The following is a 22,213-nucleotide window of genomic DNA, read 5'->3' on the forward strand; positions in this document are numbered from 1 at the left end:
ACTTTGCTGCTGGCATAAATTGTATTAGCTCAGACCTGATCTGACAGTTACCGGTTATTTATACAGGTATCTGTCAGGTTACATCTGGCTTAAATTTTTCTCAGCCCAGAACACGAAGCGGCCGGGTTTAAAGAGGGCGTTAAAACGCCTCAAAAAAGGGGATACGCTGGTGGTCTGGAAACTAGACAGACTTGGCCGTCGAATGTGGGACCTGATTAAGCTGGTGGGGGAACTGCAGGAGAAGGGAATTTACTTTCGTAGTCTCACAGACAGTTTTGATACCGGAACGCCAGCTGGCCGGTTTGTCTTCCATGTTATGGGTGCATTAGCTGAAATGGAGAGAGAGCTAAACATCGAACGTACTCGCGCAGGTCTGGCCGCAGCTCGCGAACGTGTCAGGATCGGCGGTCGTCGTAAAATCATGACCCGCGCTATCGTCAACCGGGCGGAAGAATTGTTAATCGCTGGCGCGACCCGGCAGCAGGTGGCCGACGTGATAGGGGTAGGGGTGAAGACGATCTACAAATATTTACCTGCACGGTGAGGATGATCACCTGCGCGCCGTATGCAAGAGCGCGTAGGTGATCAAGGCTGCATAGGCAGTGAACAGCATTTGATATTTTACTCGCGCTTCGTTTACTGACGTAGCCCGGAAAGCTCTTAAATGTGGAAACTACTGCCAAACTTTTTCACCGATTTTCACAGCTGCCATGATGGCCTGTTCGGTTTCCTTGTAAAAATTTGGTGTGGCCAGTTCCCAGCGACCATTCTTATGCACCATCAGAATGTAGTCAGAGATAAGGCCTGGGTCCTTAACGACGGCAAAGGTCAGCATATCAGTTGAAGGCCTGGGTAAAATGTTATCCGGAGGGAGGTAGATGCGCACCCCGGAGACAATCACATTCGCAATTTCCATCACTCCTCCATCATCCACATATCCGCCTCTTCAAACATCTCCTGGACAACCCGGCTGATTTGCTCTTTTTCGTGCTTACTGGCATCGGTATTGATCGCCGGCAAAGTCATCATCGGCTTTACACGGACCTCGGCATCGGGAAAAATCCTGTGGACTCGCTTAGTTAATTCAGCCGTAATTGTCTCCCTTGCACCGGCCATCCCCTCAAAGTTTCTCTTGTCGTAAATCAGTTCCACAAACATTTCGCGCTCCTATTTACTGGGTATAATTACAGTATATATACTGTATGCATGAACAGTGTCAACATGAGGAAGTGCGTTATGAAGTTTTACACACCAACTGAGCTCCGAGAGGTCCTATTTATACCGCTATTCAGTGACCCGGTGCAGTGCGGATTTCCCAGCCCGGCTCAGGATTATGTTGAACAGCGAATTGATCTCAACGAGTTGTTGATTAATCACCCCAGCGCTACATATTTCGTTAAGGCCGCCGGAGACAGCATGATCGAGGGCGGTATCAGTGAGGGCGATCTCCTAGTCGTCGATAGCTCGCGTAAGGCTGAGCATGGCGATATCGTGATTGCTTCTGTCGAGGGGGATTTCACCGTTAAAAAATTGCAGCTGCGACCGACAGTTCAGCTTAACCCTATGAACAGCGCTTATTCCCCGATCGTCGTCGGGAGTGAAGACACGCTCGATATTTTTGGCGTCGTTACCTACATAATTAAAGCGGCGGGCTGAGATGTTCGCGCTCTGTGATGTGAACTCATTTTATGCGAGCTGCGAGACCGTGTTTCGGCCCGACTTGAAAGGGCGGCCGGTGGTCGTCCTGTCGAATAACGACGGTTGTGTGATTGCGCGCTCTGCGGAAGCAAAGCCGTTCGTGAAGATGGGAGAGCCGTACTTTAAACAAAAAGATCAGTTCCGCCGGCAGGGCGTGATCTGCTTCAGCAGTAATTACGAGCTTTATGCGGACATGTCGAACCGGGTGATGACAACGTTAGAAGAGCTTTCACCGCGGTGCGAAATTTACAGTATCGATGAAGCCTTTTGTGATCTCACCGGCGTTCGTAACTGCCGGGACCTTACCGATTTTGGCCGGGAGATACGTGAGACAGTGTTACGCAGGACACACCTAACCGTAGGTGTGGGAATCGCCCAAACAAAAACACTCGCGAAGCTGGCTAATCATGCGGCAAAGAGGTGGCAGCGGCAAACCGGCGGGGTGGTTGACCTGTCAAATATCGACAAACAACGTAAGTTGATGGCCGCACTGCCAGTGAATGAGGTTTGGGGCGTCGGGCGCCGCATCAGTAAAAAGCTGGAAGCTATGGGCATCAAAACCGTGCTGCAGCTGGCTGATACTGATATCCGTTTTATCAGGAAGCATTTTAATGTGGTGCTGGAGCGAACCGTGCGGGAGCTACGCGGGGAACCTTGCCTCGGTCTGGAGGAGTTCGCGCCGGTAAAACAGGAAATTGTCTGCAGTCGGTCGTTCGGTGGGCGTATCACGGAATACCATGAGATGAGGCAGGCGATATGCAGTTACGCTTCGCGCGCAGCTGAGAAACTTCGTGGTGAGCACCAGTATTGCCGGTTTATCTCCGCATTTGTCAAAACGAGCCCGTTTGCGCTGAACGAGCCGTATTACGGCAACAGCGCATCGGTCAAGCTGCTGACCCCGACCCAGGACAGCCGGGATATAATCGCCGCGGCGACCAGGTGCCTGGATGCTGTCTGGAAAGATGGGCATAGGTATCAGAAAGCCGGCGTGATGCTTGGTGACTTCTACAGCCAGGGCGTCGCCCAATTAAACCTGTTCGATGACAACGCTCCGCGGCAGAACAGCGAAAAGTTAATGGAGGTCCTGGATCATCTCAATGCCAAAAATGGGAGAGGGGCGTTGTACTTTGCAGGGCAGGGCATACAGGCCGGTTGGCAGATGAAACGAGAGATGCTTTCCCCGAGGTATACAACTCGGTTTTCAGATATTATTTCAGTACGGTAAGATGTTACATCAAGAAATTATATATTAATTTGTGAGGAATATATGCAAGAAGAAAAACTAAAAAAAGCCATTGAAGAATGGGATGCAGTAATACATGAGAATTTTCACAAAGGAATGATAAATGGAGCTAGCTTGGCCACAAGTGAGACAACCTCTATCTTAGATAAATTTAGCATGTGGTTATTAGTTGGCGTTGGTGGTACTGCTGCATTAATTATTGCGAATATTGATAAAATAACTCCATATACTGGTATTATAGGATTTAAATGTATTGTTTTGTTTTTGTGTATGTCTGCAGTATTTGGTTTTTTATCTAAATATTTTTCTATAGTAGTGCACTCGTCTGTTGCTGTTAGCATTCGAATGGCTCAGATCTCGACTGAGGAGTTAAAAAATACGAGGAAAACTGTAAGGCCCGAGATGAGGTAGGGCAGGAAATATCATACGTTAGTAAAAAAAATGTAGATGTGAATGAGTTTATTAACGACTACATCAAATTATACCCAAGTGATTTTTTGAGGAAGAAGATAAAAAAGACATTCGACAAAATGAGTCAGGACAAACTTCATGGCAACAGAAGTGCTGTAAAATGTGTAGTTTATCAAAGTGTATGTTTAGTTTTGCAAGCTCTTTTTTACATATTCTTTCTTATATCTGTAGCCGTATTAATCGGTATCAAATAGTAATGTTATTTATTAGGTAACTCAATTGATGTGTAATGTTGCCGACTCCTTGGGATGCAGGGTACCAGATGAAATGGTTGACAGACACAGTTCCATTTGCGCCGTTCTCTTCTGCCTCTTTACCCTCGATACTCCGTTACATCCATTCATCTACGGCTAAAGGAACCAGAACGAGCGGCCGGCTGGTCGAGGATGTCGACCAGCCACTGATCCGCAGTCGCGGTCACAATCAAAGATCCCTCGGCTTCATCCCCTCGTTCGAACGGAAAGTTCTCGATCTATTTGGGAGGAAAATAGCCCCGGAAAGGTTGTCATTGACGGGAGTTTCTCCCCATTAACTCCCCGTACAAAAAACCGACATAAAAAACCAGCCTTAAAAGTCTGGTTTTTTAGGGATTATTGGTCGGCACGAGAGGATTTGAACCTCCGACCCCCGACACCCCATTACACCGGAGTTAATGGAACGAGGACGAAGAAGGCTGAGCTCCCTCGGTGACAGACAACTGATATGAAAGTATTAAATAATTAGGAAGTATAATTATTTATCTATATATTCATTTTTTAAAACAACTCTATTTAGAAGACTTCTCCCCAGATAAATATCCGAATGTACCTCCAATAATCGCGGTTATAACTGGCATTATTTTTGACGTAAACTCACTTCCTTTTACTGAGTCTAGTGCATACATGATTGCAATTGATAAAATACATATCGCTAAGATTATTGTCATTGCGGAAAATATTATTGTCTTGTTTCTACTATCACCAATAGCTTTAATTTGAGCTGCGGATTTAGGTTTTATAGCTTCTAACCTTTCCTCTATCATTCTCTCAAAAGCATTCCATGCTGCATCAAGTTGTAAAGTTGATGAAGATGACATGTTAGCTGAAGAACCAAAGGCTGAGCTTGACGATGAAAATGGATTTATTTTAGCCATTTACAAGATCCCCTCGATAGAGCTTGTTGCTAATTCCTTTATTTTTTTAGTGAGGATTTCAATGAGCAAATCTTTACTCATCGGGGTCTCGCTAGGCATGTTATTTATATCTTTTTGAATGAAGACTCCATTTGAAGAAATGGAACGAGTATCGATCTGCGCGTTGTTGATTGAATAAATGTTGTTAAATGTGTAGCCGAAATCAGATGATGGCTTGTTATATCTTAAATTGAATTCTGAGACATTGCCCAAATCTTTTTTGGCTAGTTTACGTGAGAGTGTTATCGCTGGGTTTTTATCCAACTCAAAATAGCTACCTATAATGCCAATTCTATTTAATTGAACATCACTAGGTATGTTTTTGATGATTAACTTAGCTTTTAGAATGAAATCGGAAATAGCATCGCCTTCCTTTAGAGGTGAGTCAACCATATTCATGGTTATATCCATTCTTGATAGTGAAATGTTGATGCTATAAATACCTGATGCACTCGTTGAACTAACTCGAGGAATTTCTGGAGGGATTTCAGGTGGTAAGGGTATAATCTGAGGCATCGAATCGAAAATGTTACCTGAGGATTCGTTTAACTTTGATAGAAATTGATCTGGTCTAGTAATGGTGTTAGTGAAAAAAATTGCGAGTTGATACGTAAAAACGTGTACCATACAAAACCTCTGTGTGCATTGATAAATGGTTTAAAATAAAACCATGGTTAAATAACTTGTATTAAATTTTATTTAATGTGTTTTTATCATTAAATCTAATTCATTTCAATTGAAATTTTAAGATGATTGATTTGACTTTTATTTTTTTATTATAAAACAATATGTTAGTGTGTTGATTAAGCCTGAGCAGGATGGAGGTGAAGGAGTTCATCGTAAAAGGCCTGCATAAAATCCAACCTTATCAAAGGTGGTTTTAAATGAACTGCAGGGAGAATTCAAAATATTTTTAATTAAAATGTGTATGCTCGTATTCGCGGGTGAACTTAATATGAAAGGTATGGTGATCAATAATTTAAATAATGGAGCGAGTTTTTACTAATGACAAAATTAAAGTGAAGTTTCAAGGGCATTCAAAAATTGAACATAAATCAGCGTAAAAATATATGGATATCACGCTAGTATAAAAATATTCATTGAATAGAAACGCTGAATATTTGCGTGGTTCCTATCATATCAGGGGAAAAGACGAAATCACGCTCGCCTGTTCGAAAACGTAGACGAGGTTATTCCTCACGAGTTTTTGATTGAGCAAATGTCCACACATAGTTACCTACAGCTGTCAGACTGAAAGCATAGAAGATGACGAAAGTTGCGGAATTAGTTGAGACACATGCCTGAGGGCCAACCAGCTCATTAAATTGTGGATATTTTCCCCAAAACTATAAACAATTATTGGAAAATCAGTTGGTTAGATGGTGCGGTTTGAGGCTGGGAAAATGTCATTATTATAATTTTTTATTAGATTTTTCATAGGGATAAATATCAGTTAGTCATGTACTGCTGCGCCACATGCAGTGGTTCGAAGCGGCAGACCTGATCGTTAAAGGCACCGAAGGCGCAATCGCCGCTAAGACCGTGACCTATGACTTTGAACGTCTGATGGAAGGCGCTAAGCTGCTGAAATGTTCAGAGTTTGGCGACGCGATTATCGCGAACATGTAATCCAGTCTCTGGGTTAAACAAAAACGGGAGCCGATGGGTTCCCGTTTTTTTATTCTCCGGGGGGAATCGCGTCCGTTACGCGGGTCTAAAAGGAGGGGTATAGCGGTCTCTCGTCCAGTTTTACGCGGTGGTGTGACTGTCGACTCAATCCGCCTTCAACATCCCAAAGCTCACAATTCTCGACCGCCCCAGCTCTTTTGCCCGGTAGAGCGCTGCGTCAGCCGCGCGCAGCAGGCTATCGCTTTGCGTATGCTGCGGGTAGCTGGCGATGCCGATGGAAACATCGATCTGACCAATTTCAGCCAGGCCATAGCGTAGCGTCAGCAGTTGGACGCTGTGATAGATGTCGGTCGCGCAGGCCATCGCGGCCTCTTCATCGGTTCCGCCCAGCAATACCAGGAACTCTTCGCCGCCATAGCGGAAGGCCATCCCAATATCGCGCACCGCACGTTGAATAATCGCCGCGACGTTTTTAATGACCAGATCGCCCGCTTCGTGACCATAACTATCATTAATCGCCTTAAAGTGATCGATATCGATCATCAGGCAGCTCAGCGGCGTACCGTTGCGTACCGCCAGACTCATTTGAGTATGCAGAGCGTCATCCAGGTGGTGGCGGTTACGCAGGCCGGTTAATGAATCAAACAGCGCCTTTTCCAGCAGCGCGTTGCGTAAACGCTGGTTCGCCAGCGCCAGACCCAGGGCTTCGGCCATCAGTTCAAGATAGGCGCGGGACGGGGCGGTCGCGGAGGTGACGTTGCTGAAGGAGAGCAGACCAATCGCTTCTCCTTGCGCAATCAGCGGCACGCATAGCGACCGTTGAGCCTGCGATTCCGACAGGTGATAGCAGGCGATATCCGGCTCACCGTTGACCGGCGGATGGCTCAGCCCGCGCCGCACGGCCCAGCAGTTATCCGGATGGAAGACGTCGGCTTCAAGCGGCGGAGAAAGCCACTGCGCCACGCAGCGCATCTGCCAGGGATCGGTATCGAGAATATACAGCCGGCCCGGGATCTCCGGGGCGATATTTGGCGCGAACAGTTCGGCAACCTTGATCACATCCTCGAACGATTCGCAGCCCTGCAAGCGCTGGGTCATCCTCGCCAGCAGCTCCCGGACCGCCCAGTCCGCATCGCGCTCTTGTTCCAGCCGCTGCCGCGCCAGCCCGTTCTCGCGAAAGATACGAATGGCCTGGGCCATATCGCCAATTTCATCAATCTGGGTAAACTGCGGCGTCTCAACCGCATAATCCTGCGATGCCAGCCGCTGCACCACGTCGCTCAGGCGAACGACGGGATAGAGCACCCGCCGCTTAAGAATAAACCCCAGCACAAACAGGAACATTAGCGCGGTGAGCCCAACCATGATCTCAGAAAGCGTACGCCAGATCCGTGACTTCTCCGTAGCCTCGGCAATGGTTTTATTCACCCGGCCTTCGAGCATCAGGCGAAAGTGATCGAGCTGCGTCTGGACCCGCTCGAGCTCCTGCTCATAGGCAGCGCCGTAAAGCAGGCTGACCGCCGCTTTTTCTTCTCCCCTGGCAACCTGCGCCAGCGCCGTTTGCTGTTCATCCTGAAGTTCATCGGCTATCTGTAAACCCTCGCGCAGCAGCGCCAGCTCTTCAGCGGTTGCGCCACTGTCTTTCAGCTTTTCCAGACGATGTTCAATGGCGGCGGTGGCCTGGGCTTGCTGCCGGTACTCCTGCAGCACATCCTGATTTTTTTGAATGATGTAAAGTCGCGCGAGATCGGAAAGCTCCCAGGCGCCGCTTTCTACTTCTTCGCTTAGCTGGTCAAACGCCTGGCGTTGTTCGACGGCGCGGCGTTCGGCATTATCCGCACTTGAGGCCATCAGCATGGCGATGCCTGAGGCGAGGGTCAGGGCGACGGTGATCCCGTAGGCCCAGTTAGTCATGGTGGCGATTCTCACCGGATATTCCTTGCGTGCAGATGAATTAATTATTTTTTTATCGTCACACTCCGGCTTCACCGGAAAAAAAGCGGTGATTACGGGTGCAGCGTGTGAGTAATAATAGCGTGCAGCGCTTCGGCATGGTGATGCAAAATGCGGTACACGTCTTTATCCAGCGCGCCATTTATAACATCACTCTCTATCAGCTGTAACGCTTGCTGACGGCTCATTCCGGGGCGATAGGGGCGGTCTTCGGTAAGCGCGGTGAAAATATCCGCGATGGCGATAATCCGATCCGGGAGCTGCAGGTAATGCTCATTGAGATGAAGCGGATAGCCGCTGCCATCCAGCTTTTCATGATGATTCGCGGCCCAGTTAATTATTTCGCCGAGTTCGCTGAAGGTGCTAAGAATTTCGCCGGTCATATAGCTATGTTCCCGCACCTGAAGCAGCTCTTCGTCATTCAGTTCGCCCTGTTTCTCCAGGATTTTCAGCGGAATGTGTACTTTGCCAATATCGTGTAAATAGCCGGCAATCTCAATTTTCTTACACTCCATCTCCGGCAGATTCATATAAGCGGCGAGGGTGCGCGAAATTCGCCCGACCTTCAGACTATGGCTGGCGGTGAAGCTGCTGTAGGTATCGACGATTTTGGCAATTAACAGGCAGATATCTTTCAGACCGTCGATATCGATATAAACATGGTTGATAGGGCCGATGATCTCCAGCATTCGCTGAATATGTCCGGGATTGAGGTGCAGCCAAAAATGCTCTTTTTGTGCGAGCTGGCACAAAGTCTGGCACAGCGGCGGATCTATCGCCTGGTAAAGCGCGCGAAATTTACCAATAATCATATCGGTTTGAAAGGTTGTCGCGTGCTTATCGCCAGCAAGCAGGCGTTCAAACACGTCGGCGAAATAGACGATATGCTGTTCGAGGCTGCCTTTGTGGTGTGGGCTAAAATGGTGATCGCGGATAATCGGCAGGATGGGGGCCAGGGTCGCTAACCCGGCCAGCATTTCTGCTCCCCGGTGCTGATGCGGATCGTTGAGGTTATCGATGGCGTTCAGCGAGGAGAACACTCGTTTATCGCCCAGAACGCCAATGTCGTGCAGCAGCGCGGCGCAAAAGATCGTCTGCTGCTGCTGACGCGAGAGCCCTGACGCCTGCGCAAGCTCCAGCGCGATCAGCGCCGTTCGTTGCATATGCAGGTGTAATTCAGGGTTAATAATTTGTATGACGCGGGTGGTAAGCATCAATGCTGATTTTAAGGCGATATTATGCATCGTTTTTCTCCATCGCATTACCCGCACCGTTTTGCTCTATTTCGTTGATAGCGATGCCGACATGACAAAATAGATTGAATAAGTCCATTCGGGTTTCGCATTTTTATCCTGCCCATTTTTAGCGCGTGCCTGCACCAAAGTAGCGCTCCGGGCGAAGTAAAAATCCTTTTTTGTCCGATAGTTAATCATTTTTACCGAGTAAAATACATTAAATCCTGGCAAGCCGTTTGCATTCTCTCTGCGCGAATTTATTTAATATCTATTTTGGGATGAGTCATGATGAATTTTAGAGCATTACTGGCAATTACGTTACTGGCGATAAGCGCTTTCGCCTCGAGTGAGACGCGTCTGCCGCATATCGTAATCCTCGCGACCGGAGGGACGATTGCCGGTTCAGCGGCCAGCAATACCCAGACTACCGGGTACAAAGCCGGCGCGATTGGCGTACAGACGCTGATTAATGCCGTGCCTGAGATGAGCAAGGTCGCGCGCGTTGACGGCGAGCAGGTCGCTAATATCGGCAGCGAAAATATGACCAGCGACATCATTCTTAAACTGTCAAAGCGCGTCAATGAACTGCTGGCCGCGATGATGTGGACGGCGTAGTGATTACCCATGGTACCGACACCCTGGACGAGACGCCTTATTTCCTCAACCTGACGGTAAAAAGCAATAAGCCGATCGTTTTCACGGCGGCAATGCGTCCAGCCACGGCCATCAGCGCCGACGGTCCGATGAATCTGCTGGAAGCGGTGACCGTGGCGGCCGATCCGGAAGCGAAGGGCCGCGGCGTAATGGTAGTGCTTAATGACCGCATCGGCGCGGCGCGTTTTGTCACTAAGACCAACGCCACGACGCTGGATACCTTCAAGGCGCCGGAAGAGGGCTATCTGGGCGTTATCGTGAGCGGCAAACCGCAGTTCGAAACTCGCGTGGATAAAATTCACACCGTGCGTTCGGTTTTTGACGTCCGCAATCTTAACGCGCTACCGAAAGTGGTCATTATTTATGGCTATCAGGATGACCCTGAATATATGTATGACGCGGCGATCGCGCACCATGCCGACGGGATTATCTATGCGGGCACCGGCGCGGGGTCGGTCTCCGTACGCAGCGCGGCGGGGATCGAAAAGGCGGAAAAAGCCGGAATCGTGGTGGTTCGCGCCTCGCGTACCGGCAGCGGCGTCGTGCCGGTTGATGACGGCCAGCCTGGGCTGGTAGCCGACTCGCTCAACCCGGCAAAAGCGCGCATCCTGCTGATGACGGCGCTGACGCAAACGAAAAATCCGCAGGTGATCCAGCAGTACTTCCACACCTACTGATCAACTTCGGGTAGGGCGCAGCGCGCCTTACCCGGGTTATTTCACCACGCACATCGGGCGCTGCGACACCGGCTCCGGGTGAATCTCCGCCTCCAGGTGAAAAATCTCCCGTAGCATCTCCGGCGTCAGTACCGTTTCCGCCAGGCCCTGAGCCTGCACCTGGCCCCCTTCAAGCACCACCAGATGGTCGCAGTAGCGGCTGGCCTGGTTCAGGTCGTGCAGTACGGTGACCACGGTCTTGCCCATCGTCTGCAGCTCGCGCATCAGCGTCATTAGCGCCACCTGATGATGAATATCCAGCCAGGTCGTTGGCTCATCGAGCAGCACCAGCGGCGTATCCTGCGCCAGCAGCAGCGCCAGAAAAGCCCGCTGCCGCTGGCCGCCGGAAAGGGCGGTCAGCGGTCGTTCCGCCAGCGCAGCGATGCCGGTTCGTTGTAGCGCGCTGTCGACCTGCTGTCGATCCTGCGCGGAAAGCCGCCCCCACAGCGGTAGCCACGGACTCCGGCCGTAGCCGACCAACTCGCGTACGGTGATGCCTTCCGGAACGTGATGCTGCTGCGGCAGCAGCGCCAGTCGCCGCGCCAGCTGTCGGGCGGAGAGGCGGTTTAAGGGGACATCATCGAGCCAGACCTCGCCGGCGATGGGCGTCAGGAGGCGAGAGAAACACTTCAGCAGCGTTGATTTACCGCAACCGTTTGGCCCCAGCAGCGCGGTAATTTTCCCGCCCGGTAGCGTCAGATCGAGATTGTTGATAACGCGCTTGCCGCCATAGCCAGCGGTTAGCTTTTCTATTCGCAGTTCCATTTAACGCATTCTCACAAGAAGCCAGATAAACCAGGGGGCGCCGATAATCGCCGTCAGCACGCCTGCCGGCAGCTCAAGCGGCGGATGCAGCGTTCGCGCCAGCAGATCGGCGAGCAGCAGAACCAGTCCGCCCGTGAGCGCAGAGAGCGGCAATAAACGGCGATGGCGGCCGCCGAAGAGGCGACGCACAAGATGCGGCACCACAAGGCTGATAAAGGCGACAGGACCGCAGACCGCGACGCCGATCGACGCGAGGGCCACCGCCAGCGTTAAGCCGTAGCCGTTAAGCCAGCGCACGTTGACGCCGAGCGTTCCCGCGCGCTCATGGCCTAGCGCCAGCAGGTCGAGATCGCGACTGAGGGCGAAGCTTAAGGGCAGCAAAATCGCCAGCAGGGGCAGGACGATGATGACGAATGCGCCGTCTCTGGCCCACAGGCTTCCGGTCAGCCACAGCAGCGCGTTATTGATCTCCTGCGGCCGCGACAGTAAGAGGTAGTCGGTCACGCTGGCCCAGCAGGCCGACAGCGCGATGCCGGTCAGCGCCAGGCGCATTGGGCGAGAAAAACCGGCAAGGGCGAGCGGTATCACCATCGCCACCATTCCGCCGATAAAGGCCAGCAGCGGCAGCCACGGCAGGGGCAGGGACGGTAAAAACCACAGTGCCGCCACCGAGGTCAGGCTCGCCCCGTGGTTAATGCCCAGAATGTCCGGCGAGGCCAGCGGATTATGCACAATACCCTGAACCAGCGCCCCGGAAACCGCCAGCGCGGCGCCGATAATCAGCGCCAGCACCACGCGCGGCAGGCGATATTGCATAAGGACGTAGTGATACTCGCTGTCCGCATGCCATCCGCTGAGCAGCGCTCGCCACGGCAGCGGGATCGCCCCCATCCGCAGCGAGAACAGGGTTAACAGCGTGAGCGCGAGCCATAAAAACACGATGCGTTGTTTCACCCGCGTCTCCTGACCAGCCAGACAAAACAGGGCCCGCCCGCCAGCGCCAGCACCGCGCCCGCGGGCAGTTCACCCGGCCAGGCCAACGCTCTGGCGAGCATATCCGCCAGCAGCATAAACAGGGCGCCCAGCAGGGCGCTGACCGGCAAAAAAGTACGATGATCGTGACCCGCCCAAAAACGCGCCAGATGCGGGACCAGCAGGCCAACAAAGGCAATCGGTCCGGCGACGCTGACGCTGGCGCCGGTAAGCAGCAACACGGCCGCGTTGATAAGCAGGCGCAGGCGCGGCAAATTCACCCCCAGCGAATGGGCGGCGGTATCGCTGACGTTAAGCAGATTAAGCGCGTTGGCCAGCAGGAATACGCCGGGGGTAATCAGCGCGACAAAAGGGAAAAGCTGCCAGAACTCGGCCCAGCGCACGTGGGAAACGCCGCCCGCAAGCCAGGTAAGAATGCCCCAGGCGCGATCTTCCGCCAGCAGCAGGGTCATTCTGGTCAACGCCATGCATAGCGCCGAGAGAGCAATACCGGCGAGGATCAACCGTTGGCGATCCTGCTGTTGACGCCAGCCGCCGCCGGCGCTCATCACCAGCAGCCAGCTTATTCCGCCGCCGCAGGCGGCAATCAGCGCCAGCGAAAAGCCCGCCAGCGGTGCCGGACTGAATGCGCTGGTCAGCGCCATCGCCAGCGCCGCGCCGCTATTAATGCCGAGCAGTGAAGGCGATGCCAGCGGGTTATGGGTAAGCGTTTGTAATAACGCCCCCGACATTGCCAGCGAGGCGCCGAGCATTACCGCCACCAGGCTGCGGGGCAGGCGCAGATTAAGCACCAGCGCCTCCGCAAGCGAAGGAGACTCAGGCGCCAGCAGGGCGTGAAGGGCGTTGAGCGGCGAAATCGGGATGGGCGAATAGCAGAACAGGCTCAGCCAGAACAGGCCGCTGAGGGCCAGCAGCGGCCATCCCCAGATAAAAAACGCGCGACGGAACGGTTTCATGGCGTGATATCAACCGCCCGGTGGTGGACAATTTTAACCATATCGCTGGCAATACGCTCGGCGGCGAAGATCCCGCGCATCCGCGCCCAGCTGTTGCTGTCGACGGCGGCGACCTGCCCTTTCTGCTCGGCCTGCAGCATTGGCCACAGGGGGTCCTGCTGCCATTTTTTCACGATACTTTCACTACGGTAATGAGCGACCAGCAGCCATTGCGGATTCACGGCCAGCAGCTGTTCGAAATTTATCGCCGCCATCGGCGCGCCGCCGATCGGCGGCGGAACTTTCAGGCCAAGCGCCGTCAGCACGCTGCCGGTATAAGTTTGCGTTGAGTGAAGATTAAACTGCTGTTCGCGGGAGGTGCCAAACAGCACGCTGGCGCCAGCCGGCAGCTGTCGGGAAAACGCCGCCATTTTTTGCCGATGCAGCGCCAGACGCTGCTGCATCTCCTTATCCTTACCCACTACTTTGCCGATAATCGCCGCTGACTGCAGGTTCTCCTCCCAGGTTTCATTGCGCGATTTCAACAGCAGCACCGGGGCAATCTGCCTCAGGGCGGCGTAAATTCCGGCATGGCGACTGCTATCGGCGACGATCAGATCGGGATGCAGCGCGCTGATGGCCTCCAGTGAAGGCTGGGCGCGGGTGCCCACCGACTGCCAGGGCTTCAGACGTGCGCGTACGTCCGCCAGAATACGCGACGGATCGTTGTCATCGGCCACGCCTGTCGGGCTAACGTCAACCGCCGCCAGCGCGTCGACAAAGGAGAGTTCAAGCACGACGATGCGCTGCGGCGTTTTATCAAGCGTAAAGCGACCGCGCTCATCCTGTACGGTGGCGGCAAAGAGCGGGCCCGCCAGAAACAGCAGGCTGAAAATACACAGACGAACAAGGCTAAACATTATTCACTCCAGCTTGCCGGACAGGGCGCGAATAGCGCTGTCCGGCAACGCTCTATCATCAGAACTTCATTGATCCTTGCAGGTACAGCGTGCGCGGCTGACCGGCGTAAAGCCCTTTGTTGTTATCGTCGTACGAGCGGGTGTAATACGCATGGTCGAAGATGTTTTTCACCCCCAGCGCGAGGTTGAGATTGGCCATCTGCGGGCCAAAGTCATAGGCCACGCGAGCGCCCCACAGCATATAGCCGGGAATGCGGCCGGTGCTGCCATCGGCGCTTTCGGCAACGGTATTGGCGTTATCGGCAAACTGGCTCGACTGGAAGTCGCCGTTGAGGTTAAACGTCCAGCTGCCGGGCTTGTAATCGACGCCAAAGGTGCCTTTGTGCTTCGGCGAGAAGGGAACCTGGTTACCGTAGGTGTCGCCTTTCTCGCGGATTTCAGCATTGACGTACGCATAGCTGGCGTAGACAGAGAGATTATCAAGCGCGGGTGAAAGCTCGCCGAGGGCGTAACGGGTTTGCGCTTCCAGGCCGCTATGACGCGTTTTACCCCGGGCGGTGACCGTGTCATTGGTCTGGTTGGAATCGTACTGATTGTTGAAGTTAATCAGGAACAGCCCCATCTCTGCGGTCAGCGCGCCGTCGTCGTAGCGGGTGCCGACTTCCCAGGTTCGCGCTTTTTCCGGTTCCACATTGCCGCTTTGCACAGCCTTGCCAATCTGGCTGTACTGTACGGTGCCGAATGAGCCTTCTGTGTTGGCATAAAGATTCCAGCTGTCGGTGAGGTGATAAAGAACATTCAGCGCCGGGAGCGGGGCGTTATAGCTGACCCGTTCGCGGGTGCCCAGCAGATTATTGTCCTGATAAGACTCAATGTGCTCAAAGCGCATACCTGGCGTAATCGTCCAGTTGCCGATATCCACGCGATCGTCGATATACCAGGCGTGGGCTTCGGTGCCGGAACGGGTATCGCGATCGTACGGGCTGGCGGTGCTGGGCAGCTCGCCGCTGGTGGTCGCGGTGTAGTAACGCATCTCGTGGGTCGATTCGTTGACGTAGCGATAGCCGACGCCGACTTCGTGGGCGGATGGGCCGATCATAAAGCTTTGGCTGTAGCGCGGCTCGATGCCGCGGACCCAATATTCGCGCGGGGAGAGGGTAATGCGCTTACCCTGTTCCAGGTAGCCGCTGCGCAGGGTATGGGTATAGAACCCCTGAATATTAAATTTATGCTGCGCATCCGGCTGGTACTGGTAGCCGAGGCTGGCGAGCTGGCGGCGCCCCCAAAAGCGGTCATAAGGACGCGTGGACTGCCAGCGGTCGGCGTTGTAGTCGGCGCGGGAGAGGCCGCCGGGCATATCGGCTTCGCCGTCATAGTATTGCAGCAGGCTGTTAAAGGTATGGACTTCGTTGGGCGCGTATTTGCTTTTCAGCATCACATCATCAATCCGCGTGGCGCTGTGTTCGCGCCAGTCGCTGCCCCGGGTGCCGGAGTAAAGCAGGGCGGATCCGAAACCGTTGTCCGCCGTGCCGCCGATCGCGAGGTTATGCGTCTCTTTCGGGTTGTTTTGCGAAGAGGTGGGGCTGAGCTGCCCTTCAATGCCGCCCTGAATGCCAAAATCCTCGGGGATGGCGCGGGTGACGAAGTTCACCACGCCGCCGACGCTCTGCGGCCCGTAGCGCACCGCGCCGCCGCCGCGCACGACATCGATGGCGTCCATATTGCCGAGCGAGACCGGCGCCAGCGAAAGCTGCGGCTGGCCGTAGGGGGCAAAGGGAACCGGGATACCGTCCATCAGCACCGTGGAACGGCTGGCAAGCCGCGGGTTGAGGCCACGAATACCGAAGTTCATCGCCAGGTCGTGACTGCCGGTGCCGGTATTTTCCGGCGCGTTGACGCCAGGGATCCGGTTCAGCACTTCGCGCATCGTGGCGGCGCCGGTTTTGGCGAAATCCTCCCGACGGATCACGTCGCGGGCGCCGGCGTGCTCAAAGACATCATTTTCGCGCGCGTCGCCAAGCCAGTCCCCGACGACGGTGAGGGTGGATTCTGCAATGACGGGCGCGGGATCCAGCTGCAGGGTCCAGACGTTCTTGCCCAGCGGCTTGAGCCGTAATCCGCTGCCGTTCAGCAGCCTGCGTAAACCCTCTTCGGTTTCAAAGCTGCCGTGCAGGCCCGGGCTATGCTTGCCGCGCGTCAGGCTGGCGTCGGCGGAAAGCGTGATACCGCTGCGGGCGGCATATTGGTTCAGGGCGTGGTCTAACTCCCCGGCGGCAATATCATACTGCGCGGCGGCGAATACCGGCGCGGCAGCCAGCCCCGCTAGCGGCAGCAGGCTTAAACGGATTGCCATCACCAGAGGCATCGGTTTGCGTAAAACGCGTAAAGGCGTCATCTCTTCTCCACCATCGTTTTTGGTTATATTCATCAGATAAGTCGAACGAGCAGGGGAAAAGGGACAATAGAGAATGAGAATTTTTTCGATTTTTTTTCTCAGGCCGGAACGAGCGTGACCCAGTAGCGGGTGACAGACCGCAATGTAATCGGCAGCGTTTGCGCGATAACCTGCAGAATGGCATCAGGATCGCCCAGCGGAAAGGTGCCGCTCAGGCGTAAATCGGCCACGGCGGGATCGCAGCGCAGCACCCCGGAGCGATAGCGGGCGAGGGTTTCGACCACTTCGCTCAGCGGGGCGTCGCGGAAGGTCAGCACGCCCCGGATCCAGCTATCCTCGTCGCCGTTGAGCTTAACCAGGGCGGCGAAGCGATCGCGGGTAAACCACAGGCTTTCCCCGGCGTTAACGCGTTGGGCGCTGCCGGACGGTAAAACCACTTCTACGGCATGCTGCTGTACCGCCAGCCGGGTGCCGCCGGCAAACTGACGGACGGTGAATTCGGTCCCGAGCGCGGTGAGAGTGCCTTCCCGCGTTTGGACCCGGAAAGGCCGCTGCCGGCTGTCGTGAGCGGTCCTGATGGCGATTTCGCCGTAGCGTAAATGAACCATGCGCTGCCGCGCGTCAAAACGGACGTCGGCGGCACTTTCGCTATTCAGCGTCAGCAGCGAACCGTCGGCAAGCCGCTGCGGGCGCGGTATCCCTTTCGCCGTCCGGTAGTCGGCGCGGAGGCCCTCCGCCAGCTCGGACTCCCAGAGCCGCCAGCTGCCTCCGGCCGCCAGCAAAAGCATCAGCCCTTTCAGCACGTGGCGACGCGCCAGACGGCTATCGTGAAGAGCACGGCTGGCCAGCCCGCCCGGCAGTTGCCCCATCTGCTGACGCAGGTTTTCTACCTGCTGCCACGCCCACTGATTTTCGTTGTTTTGCTCATACCACTGCTGCCAGCGGGCCTCCTGCTGCGGACTGACGCGCCCATCGCTGAGGACCGCGTACCAGTGCGAGGCGGAACGCAGCGCCTGACGACGGGATTCGCTTAGCGTCGGTTTCACAGGCCATTCTCCAGACGGAACAGCAGGCAGTGCTCGGTGGCTTTCGCGATATATTTCTTAACCGAACTGACGGAAACCGCCAGGCGACTGGCGATATCGGCGTAGGTCAGCCCTTCAAGCTGCGAGAGCAAAAACGCTTCCCGGGCTTTTGTGTTAAGCCCGTCCAGCATGGCATCAATCTGCTGTAACAGTTCGAGCTGGCTCTGCCGTAGCTCCGGTGAGGGAGAGAGCTCTGGCGGTAGCTGAGAGAGCATGTCGAGCCAGGCGCGCTCCAGGGCGTTGCGGCGGAACAGGTCGATCATCACCCGTTTGGCAATCGTGCAGAGAAAAGATTTTGGATCGCGAATCGTCAACAGCGACTCGCCGGCCATAATTCGGACAAAGGTGTCCTGCGCTACGTCGTCGGCGTCATATGCGGATTGCAGCTTATGGGTAAGCCATTTTTTCAGCCAGCCATGATGGTCGCTATAGAGCGAGGCAAGCGTCAGCGGAGAGGCGATGGCGGAAGAAGGTGACATAGCCAGGTTCAGGAGAGTTGATCAATACGGTATATGTTAATATGAGAATGGTTATCATTTCAATAAAGCGCGACAGGGATAAGGGCCATACAGACCCATAGTAACGATAAGTTATTGTTAAATATTGAATAGATTTTTCCCCTCATTGCATCATTTCTTTCCCTTTCTTCTTAATGAAAATAAAATTCATTATCATTATTCCCTCCTTAACCTTAATGTTGTATTTATAATGCATCTTATAGGGAGTGAGGAGAGACAAATGAACGCAAGCGAAAAAGCCGGACATACGTTTTTGGCAAGCCTGGGGAAAACCCGCTTACGCCCCGGCGGCATTGAAGCCACAGAGTGGCTATTTCAGCAGGCGGGTTTTACCGCCGACAGTAAAGTTCTGGAGGTAGCCTGTAATATGGGGACAACCTCTATTGAGCTGGCGCAGCGTTTTCACTGCAGCGTTTACGCCATCGATATGGATAAAGACGCGCTGGCGAAAGCCCGGCAAAATATCGTTCGCGAAGGTGTGGATCATCGGGTGATAGTGATGGAGGCGAATGCCGCTCGGCTGCCATTTGCCGATGCAACGTTTGATATGGTGATAAATGAAGCGATGCTCACCATGTATGCGGATAAAGCCAAAGAGAAACTGGTGGCGGAATATTTTCGCGTTCTTAAGCCCGGCGGTCGTTTGCTGACGCACGATATCATGTATACGCAGGATGCGCTGGGAGAGGACACCCGGCGGCAGCTGCAGGGGGTGGTGAAATCCCACGTCAGCCCGCTGAGCGCCGCCGCCTGGCAGACGCTTTTCCAACGGACCGGCTTTGATGCCGTAAGCATTCATCATGGACCGATGTCGCTGATGTCGCCGCGAGGGTTGATGAAAGATGAAGGTTTTAAACAGGCGCTAAAAATTGTCGGCAATGGCTTGTTGAAGCGCGAGAATCGTCCGAGATTTTTATCTATGTTGCGTTTTTTTCAACGTCATAAAAGGCATTTGAACTTTATTGCCTGCTGTTCTGTTAAAGCAACGGAGGTAAAAAGTCTGAAATAGCCCACCGGCGATATGGATAATTGTCGATAAATATTAATTATTGTCAGGAAAGTAAAATAAGCTGATTCTTATTTTAGTCATTTCGCTGACACTCATTTTTAATATTTCTATTTTATGTCAGTGAGGCTTATGGAAGATAAAGGAATAGCCTGTCCGCAAACGTTGTGAAAAGGATAACAGAAAGCAGAGGCTATCCCGATCTCATCTGGATGCAGTCGTACCTCGACGCGGCTTCAGCTGCGGCCTGCGGGTTACCACAGCGACGTTCTGGTTGGAAAAGACGCATACTTTATGTTGAATGATTAGCGCGTTAATCATTCTTGTGGTGGATATTTGAGGTTTATTATTCACTTTTTTATTTACATTTTGTTACAGGTGTGCTGGTATTGTGTTTTTTTCTGTTGGCCTCTTTTTTTACTTGCCGGAGTGAATTTACCAGGATTATTATTGTCTGAACTGCTACACGTACCGCCTAATGACAGATGAAGGGACTCGTTTTTTCCTTAAGCGTTACCTCATGTTCTAATGTTTACAGGAAAAAACATGTCTTGCGCTTTTAATAAAAAACTTCTTCATCCCCGTAATTGGGGGACCTGGTTTGGCCTGAGCGTGCTCTGGCTCATCGTCCAGCTTCCTTATCCCGTCTTGCATCTTATCGGTACCAGCGCCGGTCGCGCATCCCGGCGCTTCCTGAAACGCCGTGAGCATATCGCCAGACGCAATCTCGAACTTTGCTTTCCCACCATGTCGCCCGCGGCGCGCGAAAAGCTTATCGAACAGAACTTCATGTCGCTAGGGATGGGTCTGATTGAAACGGGGATGGCATGGTTCTGGAGCGATGAGCGCGTTAAGAAATGGTTTGACGTGGAAGGCATGGTCAATCTCAATAATGCCCTGAGCGAGCAAAAAGGCGTGATGGTCGTTGGCGTCCACTTTATGTCGCTTGAACTGGGTGGCCGTACGATGGGGCTGTGTCGTCCGATGATGGCGACCTACCGTCCGCACAATAGCCCGTTAATGGAGTGGGTGCAGACGCGAGGTCGTTTGCGCTCGAACAAGGCGATGATTGACCGTCGTAATTTATCCGGTCTGGTACATGCCTTAAAGTCGGGTGAAGCGGTGTGGTTTGCGCCGGATCAGGACTACGGCCCGAAGGGGAGCGTATTTGCTCCGTTCTTCTCGGTACAGCAGGCAGCAACGACCAACGGTACCTACGTACTCTCTCGTTTGTCGGGCGCGAAAATGCTCACCATCAGCATGGTGCGTAAAGCGGACCGCAGAGGTTATAGCCTGCACATCAGCGACGTCATGAGCGACTATCCTGGCGAAGATAAACAGGATGCGGCAAGCTATATCAACAAGGTTATAGAGAAAGAGATCCTGCGCGCGCCGGAGCAATACCTGTGGGTTCACCGCCGCTTTAAAACCCGTCCGCTTGGCGAAACTTCGCTCTATTAAGCTCTCCGCACTCGCGGCGCTTTCAAAATGGTCCCGGTTGCGTTAACGTGCGCGGGATCATATTTTTTGTTGTAAGCGAAGGAGTGCGTTGTGTTCGCTGAGTTTGGTGTATTGAATTACCTGACCTATCTGGTCGGCGCTATCTTTATCATCCTGGTTCCCGGCCCGAATACCTTTTTTGTCCTCAAGACCGGCATCGCCCACGGCGTTAAGAAAGGGTATCTGGCGGCGGCAGGCGTGTTTATTGGCGATGCGGTGCTGATGTTTCTGGCTTTTGCCGGCGTCGCGACGCTCATCAAGACTACGCCGGTGCTGTTCAATATCGTGCGTTACCTGGGGGCGATTTATCTGCTGTGGATGGGCGGCAAGATGCTCTACGCGGTGTTAACCCAGCGTGATGGTCATTCGTCTGCTGATTCCGAGCCGGGCAGCGCGATTCTCAAACGTTCGCTGACCCTTAGCCTGACGAATCCAAAAGCGATTCTTTTTTATGTCTCATTCTTCGTGCAGTTTATTGACGTCGGCGCCAAAACGCCCGGGCTGGCGTTCTTTATTCTGGCGCTGACCCTGGAGATAATCAGCTTCATCTATATGAGCTTTTTGATCCTCTCCGGCTCTTTCGTCACGCGTTACGTGAAGACGAAAAAGAAGCTGGCGAAAATCGGCAACAGTCTGATAGGCCTTGTGTTTGTCGGTTTTGCCGCCCGTCTGGCGACGCTCCAGTCGTAATCGTTGGGGGCCGGTACGCGGGACCGGCCCTATCGTGACTGTCACTGCCTCGTAACAAAATCCCTTCAATTTTGATTGCATTGGTGTTACATATACAGCCGATTATCGCTCAGAAAAAAGGGAACCCGGATGATTCTGCAGAAACTCACCAGCAATAAAAACAGCAAGAAGTTCTTTTTGTCGATCGCGGCGATCTTTGCCATCGCGCTTATCGTGGTTGGGCGCGCCACCTTTGGCGGCGTGGTGAGTGAATACAATATGCCGTATTCAGAATGGACGACGTCAATGTTCTTCCTGCAGGGGGCGATGGTCACGGTTTACAGCATTGTGTTTACGCTGCTGTTTTCCATCCCGCTGGGTTTCCTCTTTTTAGGTTCCGACCGCCGGGACTAATTTCATGCAATAAGGCGAACCGAAGTTCGCCTTATTATGTTTCCACGGCTATCGCCAGTCTCTGTCGTCATGATGATGGTGGCGGTGTTGATGGTGATAGCCTGGGTCGACAATACATCCCGATAACAGCGTGCAAAGCGCGAGAATCAACGGCAACACGATCGGTTTTTTCATTTCTCACTTCTCCAGTTAAATCCGTGCGCAAAAACGGGCATGCGCCATCGGCTGATGAGGTGAGTGTAT

The 22,213-nt window shown here is 53.3% G+C and carries 21 protein-coding genes and 3 pseudogenes; 10 read left to right on the forward strand and 14 right to left on the reverse strand.

The annotated features are described in order from the left end of the window. Nucleotides 1-100 precede the first annotated feature (100 nt). Nucleotides 101-544, forward strand: a pseudogene (locus BJF97_RS12170) (recombinase family protein); the annotation flags it as partial. Between the two features lie 129 nt (nt 545-673). Here the strand turns inward: BJF97_RS12170 and BJF97_RS12175 are convergent. Together BJF97_RS12175 and BJF97_RS12180 are read right to left on the reverse strand one after the other, a co-directional pair. Next, nucleotides 674-916, reverse strand: a complete 243-nt coding sequence (locus tag BJF97_RS12175) for a hypothetical protein (protein ID WP_064411099.1) — start codon at nt 914-916, stop codon at nt 674-676. Beyond that, complete coding sequence (locus BJF97_RS12180) at nt 916-1,158, reverse strand: DinI family protein (RefSeq protein WP_064411098.1); 243 nt, start codon at nt 1,156-1,158, stop codon at nt 916-918. Before BJF97_RS12180 ends, BJF97_RS12175 begins: the two co-directional genes overlap by 1 nt. Before the next feature lie 78 nt (nt 1,159-1,236). Between BJF97_RS12180 and BJF97_RS12185 the strand changes: the two genes are divergently transcribed. Genes BJF97_RS12185 through BJF97_RS12195 form a run of 3 tightly spaced genes read left to right on the forward strand, consistent with a single transcriptional unit; the run spans nt 1,237 to nt 3,352 of the window. After that, nucleotides 1,237-1,656, forward strand: coding sequence for a translesion error-prone DNA polymerase V autoproteolytic subunit (locus BJF97_RS12185; RefSeq protein ID WP_064411097.1), 420 nt, complete (start codon nt 1,237-1,239; stop codon nt 1,654-1,656). A 1-nt stretch (nt 1,657) separates the two neighbouring features. Continuing rightward, on the forward strand, nt 1,658-2,923 hold the full coding sequence (locus BJF97_RS12190) for a Y-family DNA polymerase (RefSeq protein WP_064411096.1): 1,266 nt from the start codon (nt 1,658-1,660) through the stop codon (nt 2,921-2,923). A gap of 42 nt (nt 2,924-2,965) precedes the next feature. Beyond that, entirely contained in the window at nt 2,966-3,352 is a 387-nt protein-coding gene (locus BJF97_RS12195) for a hypothetical protein (RefSeq protein WP_070082919.1), read from the forward strand. A gap of 826 nt (nt 3,353-4,178) precedes the next feature. Here BJF97_RS12195 and BJF97_RS12205 read toward each other — a convergent pair. Next, nucleotides 4,179-4,544 (reverse strand): hypothetical protein, encoded by a 366-nt coding sequence (locus tag BJF97_RS12205; protein WP_142394557.1) that lies wholly within the window; start codon nt 4,542-4,544, stop codon nt 4,179-4,181. Beyond that, on the reverse strand, nt 4,545-4,982 hold the full coding sequence (locus BJF97_RS12210; protein WP_064182859.1) for a hypothetical protein: 438 nt from the start codon (nt 4,980-4,982) through the stop codon (nt 4,545-4,547). It lies immediately after the preceding gene. Nucleotides 4,983-6,038: 1,056 nt separating this feature from the next. On the opposite strand from BJF97_RS12210, the pseudogene BJF97_RS32515 reads away from it, so the two are divergent. Further along, nucleotides 6,039-6,212: pseudogene (locus tag BJF97_RS32515) on the forward strand (NADP-dependent isocitrate dehydrogenase); the annotation flags it as partial. A gap of 144 nt (nt 6,213-6,356) precedes the next feature. Here BJF97_RS32515 and BJF97_RS12215 read toward each other — a convergent pair. Continuing rightward, nucleotides 6,357-8,141, reverse strand: a complete 1,785-nt coding sequence (locus BJF97_RS12215; RefSeq protein ID WP_032693073.1) for a sensor domain-containing diguanylate cyclase — start codon at nt 8,139-8,141, stop codon at nt 6,357-6,359. A gap of 77 nt (nt 8,142-8,218) precedes the next feature. Further along, a complete protein-coding gene (locus BJF97_RS12220; RefSeq protein ID WP_014228927.1) occupies nt 8,219-9,409 on the reverse strand; it encodes an HD-GYP domain-containing protein in 1,191 nt (396 codons plus the stop codon). Between the two features lie 279 nt (nt 9,410-9,688). Here BJF97_RS12220 and fraE point away from each other — a divergent pair. Continuing rightward, nucleotides 9,689-10,731: pseudogene (gene fraE, locus BJF97_RS12225) on the forward strand (fructose-asparagine asparaginase). A gap of 36 nt (nt 10,732-10,767) precedes the next feature. Here fraE and fecE read toward each other — a convergent pair. From fecE to fecI, 7 genes are all read right to left on the reverse strand, one after another. Then, complete coding sequence (gene fecE, locus BJF97_RS12230) at nt 10,768-11,535, reverse strand: Fe(3+) dicitrate ABC transporter ATP-binding protein FecE (RefSeq protein WP_014228929.1); 768 nt, start codon at nt 11,533-11,535, stop codon at nt 10,768-10,770. Beyond that, nucleotides 11,536-12,426 (reverse strand): Fe(3+) dicitrate ABC transporter permease subunit FecD, encoded by an 891-nt coding sequence (gene fecD, locus BJF97_RS12235; RefSeq protein ID WP_236945197.1) that lies wholly within the window; start codon nt 12,424-12,426, stop codon nt 11,536-11,538. Nucleotides 12,427-12,485: 59 nt separating this feature from the next. Next, a complete protein-coding gene (gene fecC, locus BJF97_RS12240; protein ID WP_014228931.1) occupies nt 12,486-13,484 on the reverse strand; it encodes an iron-dicitrate ABC transporter permease FecC in 999 nt (332 codons plus the stop codon). Further along, a complete protein-coding gene (locus BJF97_RS12245) occupies nt 13,481-14,383 on the reverse strand; it encodes a Fe(3+) dicitrate ABC transporter substrate-binding protein FecB (RefSeq protein WP_064388519.1) in 903 nt (300 codons plus the stop codon). The genes fecC and BJF97_RS12245 overlap by 4 nt, the downstream gene beginning before the upstream one ends. A 58-nt stretch (nt 14,384-14,441) precedes the next feature. Continuing rightward, nucleotides 14,442-16,778: a TonB-dependent Fe(3+) dicitrate receptor FecA gene (gene fecA / locus BJF97_RS12250; protein ID WP_032692760.1), complete on the reverse strand. Its 2,337-nt coding sequence runs from the start codon at nt 16,776-16,778 to the stop codon at nt 14,442-14,444. Between the two features lie 98 nt (nt 16,779-16,876). Further along, a complete protein-coding gene (gene fecR / locus BJF97_RS12255) occupies nt 16,877-17,824 on the reverse strand; it encodes a ferric citrate uptake sigma factor regulator FecR (protein ID WP_014228934.1) in 948 nt (315 codons plus the stop codon). After that, nucleotides 17,821-18,342: a ferric citrate uptake sigma factor FecI gene (gene fecI, locus BJF97_RS12260; RefSeq protein ID WP_014228935.1), complete on the reverse strand. Its 522-nt coding sequence runs from the start codon at nt 18,340-18,342 to the stop codon at nt 17,821-17,823. The genes fecR and fecI overlap by 4 nt, the downstream gene beginning before the upstream one ends. Before the next feature lie 259 nt (nt 18,343-18,601). Here fecI and BJF97_RS12265 point away from each other — a divergent pair, with 259 nt between their 5' ends. The 4 genes from BJF97_RS12265 to BJF97_RS12280 all read left to right on the forward strand — a co-directional run bounded on the left by BJF97_RS12265 (nt 18,602) and on the right by BJF97_RS12280 (nt 21,970). After that, complete coding sequence (locus BJF97_RS12265; RefSeq protein WP_014228936.1) at nt 18,602-19,390, forward strand: class I SAM-dependent methyltransferase; 789 nt, start codon at nt 18,602-18,604, stop codon at nt 19,388-19,390. Nucleotides 19,391-19,933: 543 nt separating this feature from the next. Beyond that, nucleotides 19,934-20,848, forward strand: a complete 915-nt coding sequence (lpxP, locus tag BJF97_RS12270; protein ID WP_009653416.1) for a kdo(2)-lipid IV(A) palmitoleoyltransferase — start codon at nt 19,934-19,936, stop codon at nt 20,846-20,848. Between the two features lie 90 nt (nt 20,849-20,938). Further along, nucleotides 20,939-21,577, forward strand: coding sequence for a leucine efflux protein LeuE (gene leuE, locus BJF97_RS12275; RefSeq protein WP_014838171.1), 639 nt, complete (start codon nt 20,939-20,941; stop codon nt 21,575-21,577). A 129-nt stretch (nt 21,578-21,706) separates the two neighbouring features. Then, nucleotides 21,707-21,970 (forward strand): DUF2534 family protein, encoded by a 264-nt coding sequence (locus BJF97_RS12280; protein ID WP_004131510.1) that lies wholly within the window; start codon nt 21,707-21,709, stop codon nt 21,968-21,970. Nucleotides 21,971-22,018: 48 nt separating this feature from the next. Here the strand turns inward: BJF97_RS12280 and BJF97_RS34135 are convergent, their stop codons facing one another. Further along, entirely contained in the window at nt 22,019-22,144 is a 126-nt protein-coding gene (locus BJF97_RS34135) for a hypothetical protein (RefSeq protein ID WP_086074258.1), read from the reverse strand. Nucleotides 22,145-22,213 lie beyond the last annotated feature (69 nt).

This window comes from Klebsiella sp. LTGPAF-6F, assembly GCF_001753185.1.
GTDB lineage: Bacteria > Pseudomonadota > Gammaproteobacteria > Enterobacterales > Enterobacteriaceae > Klebsiella > Klebsiella michiganensis.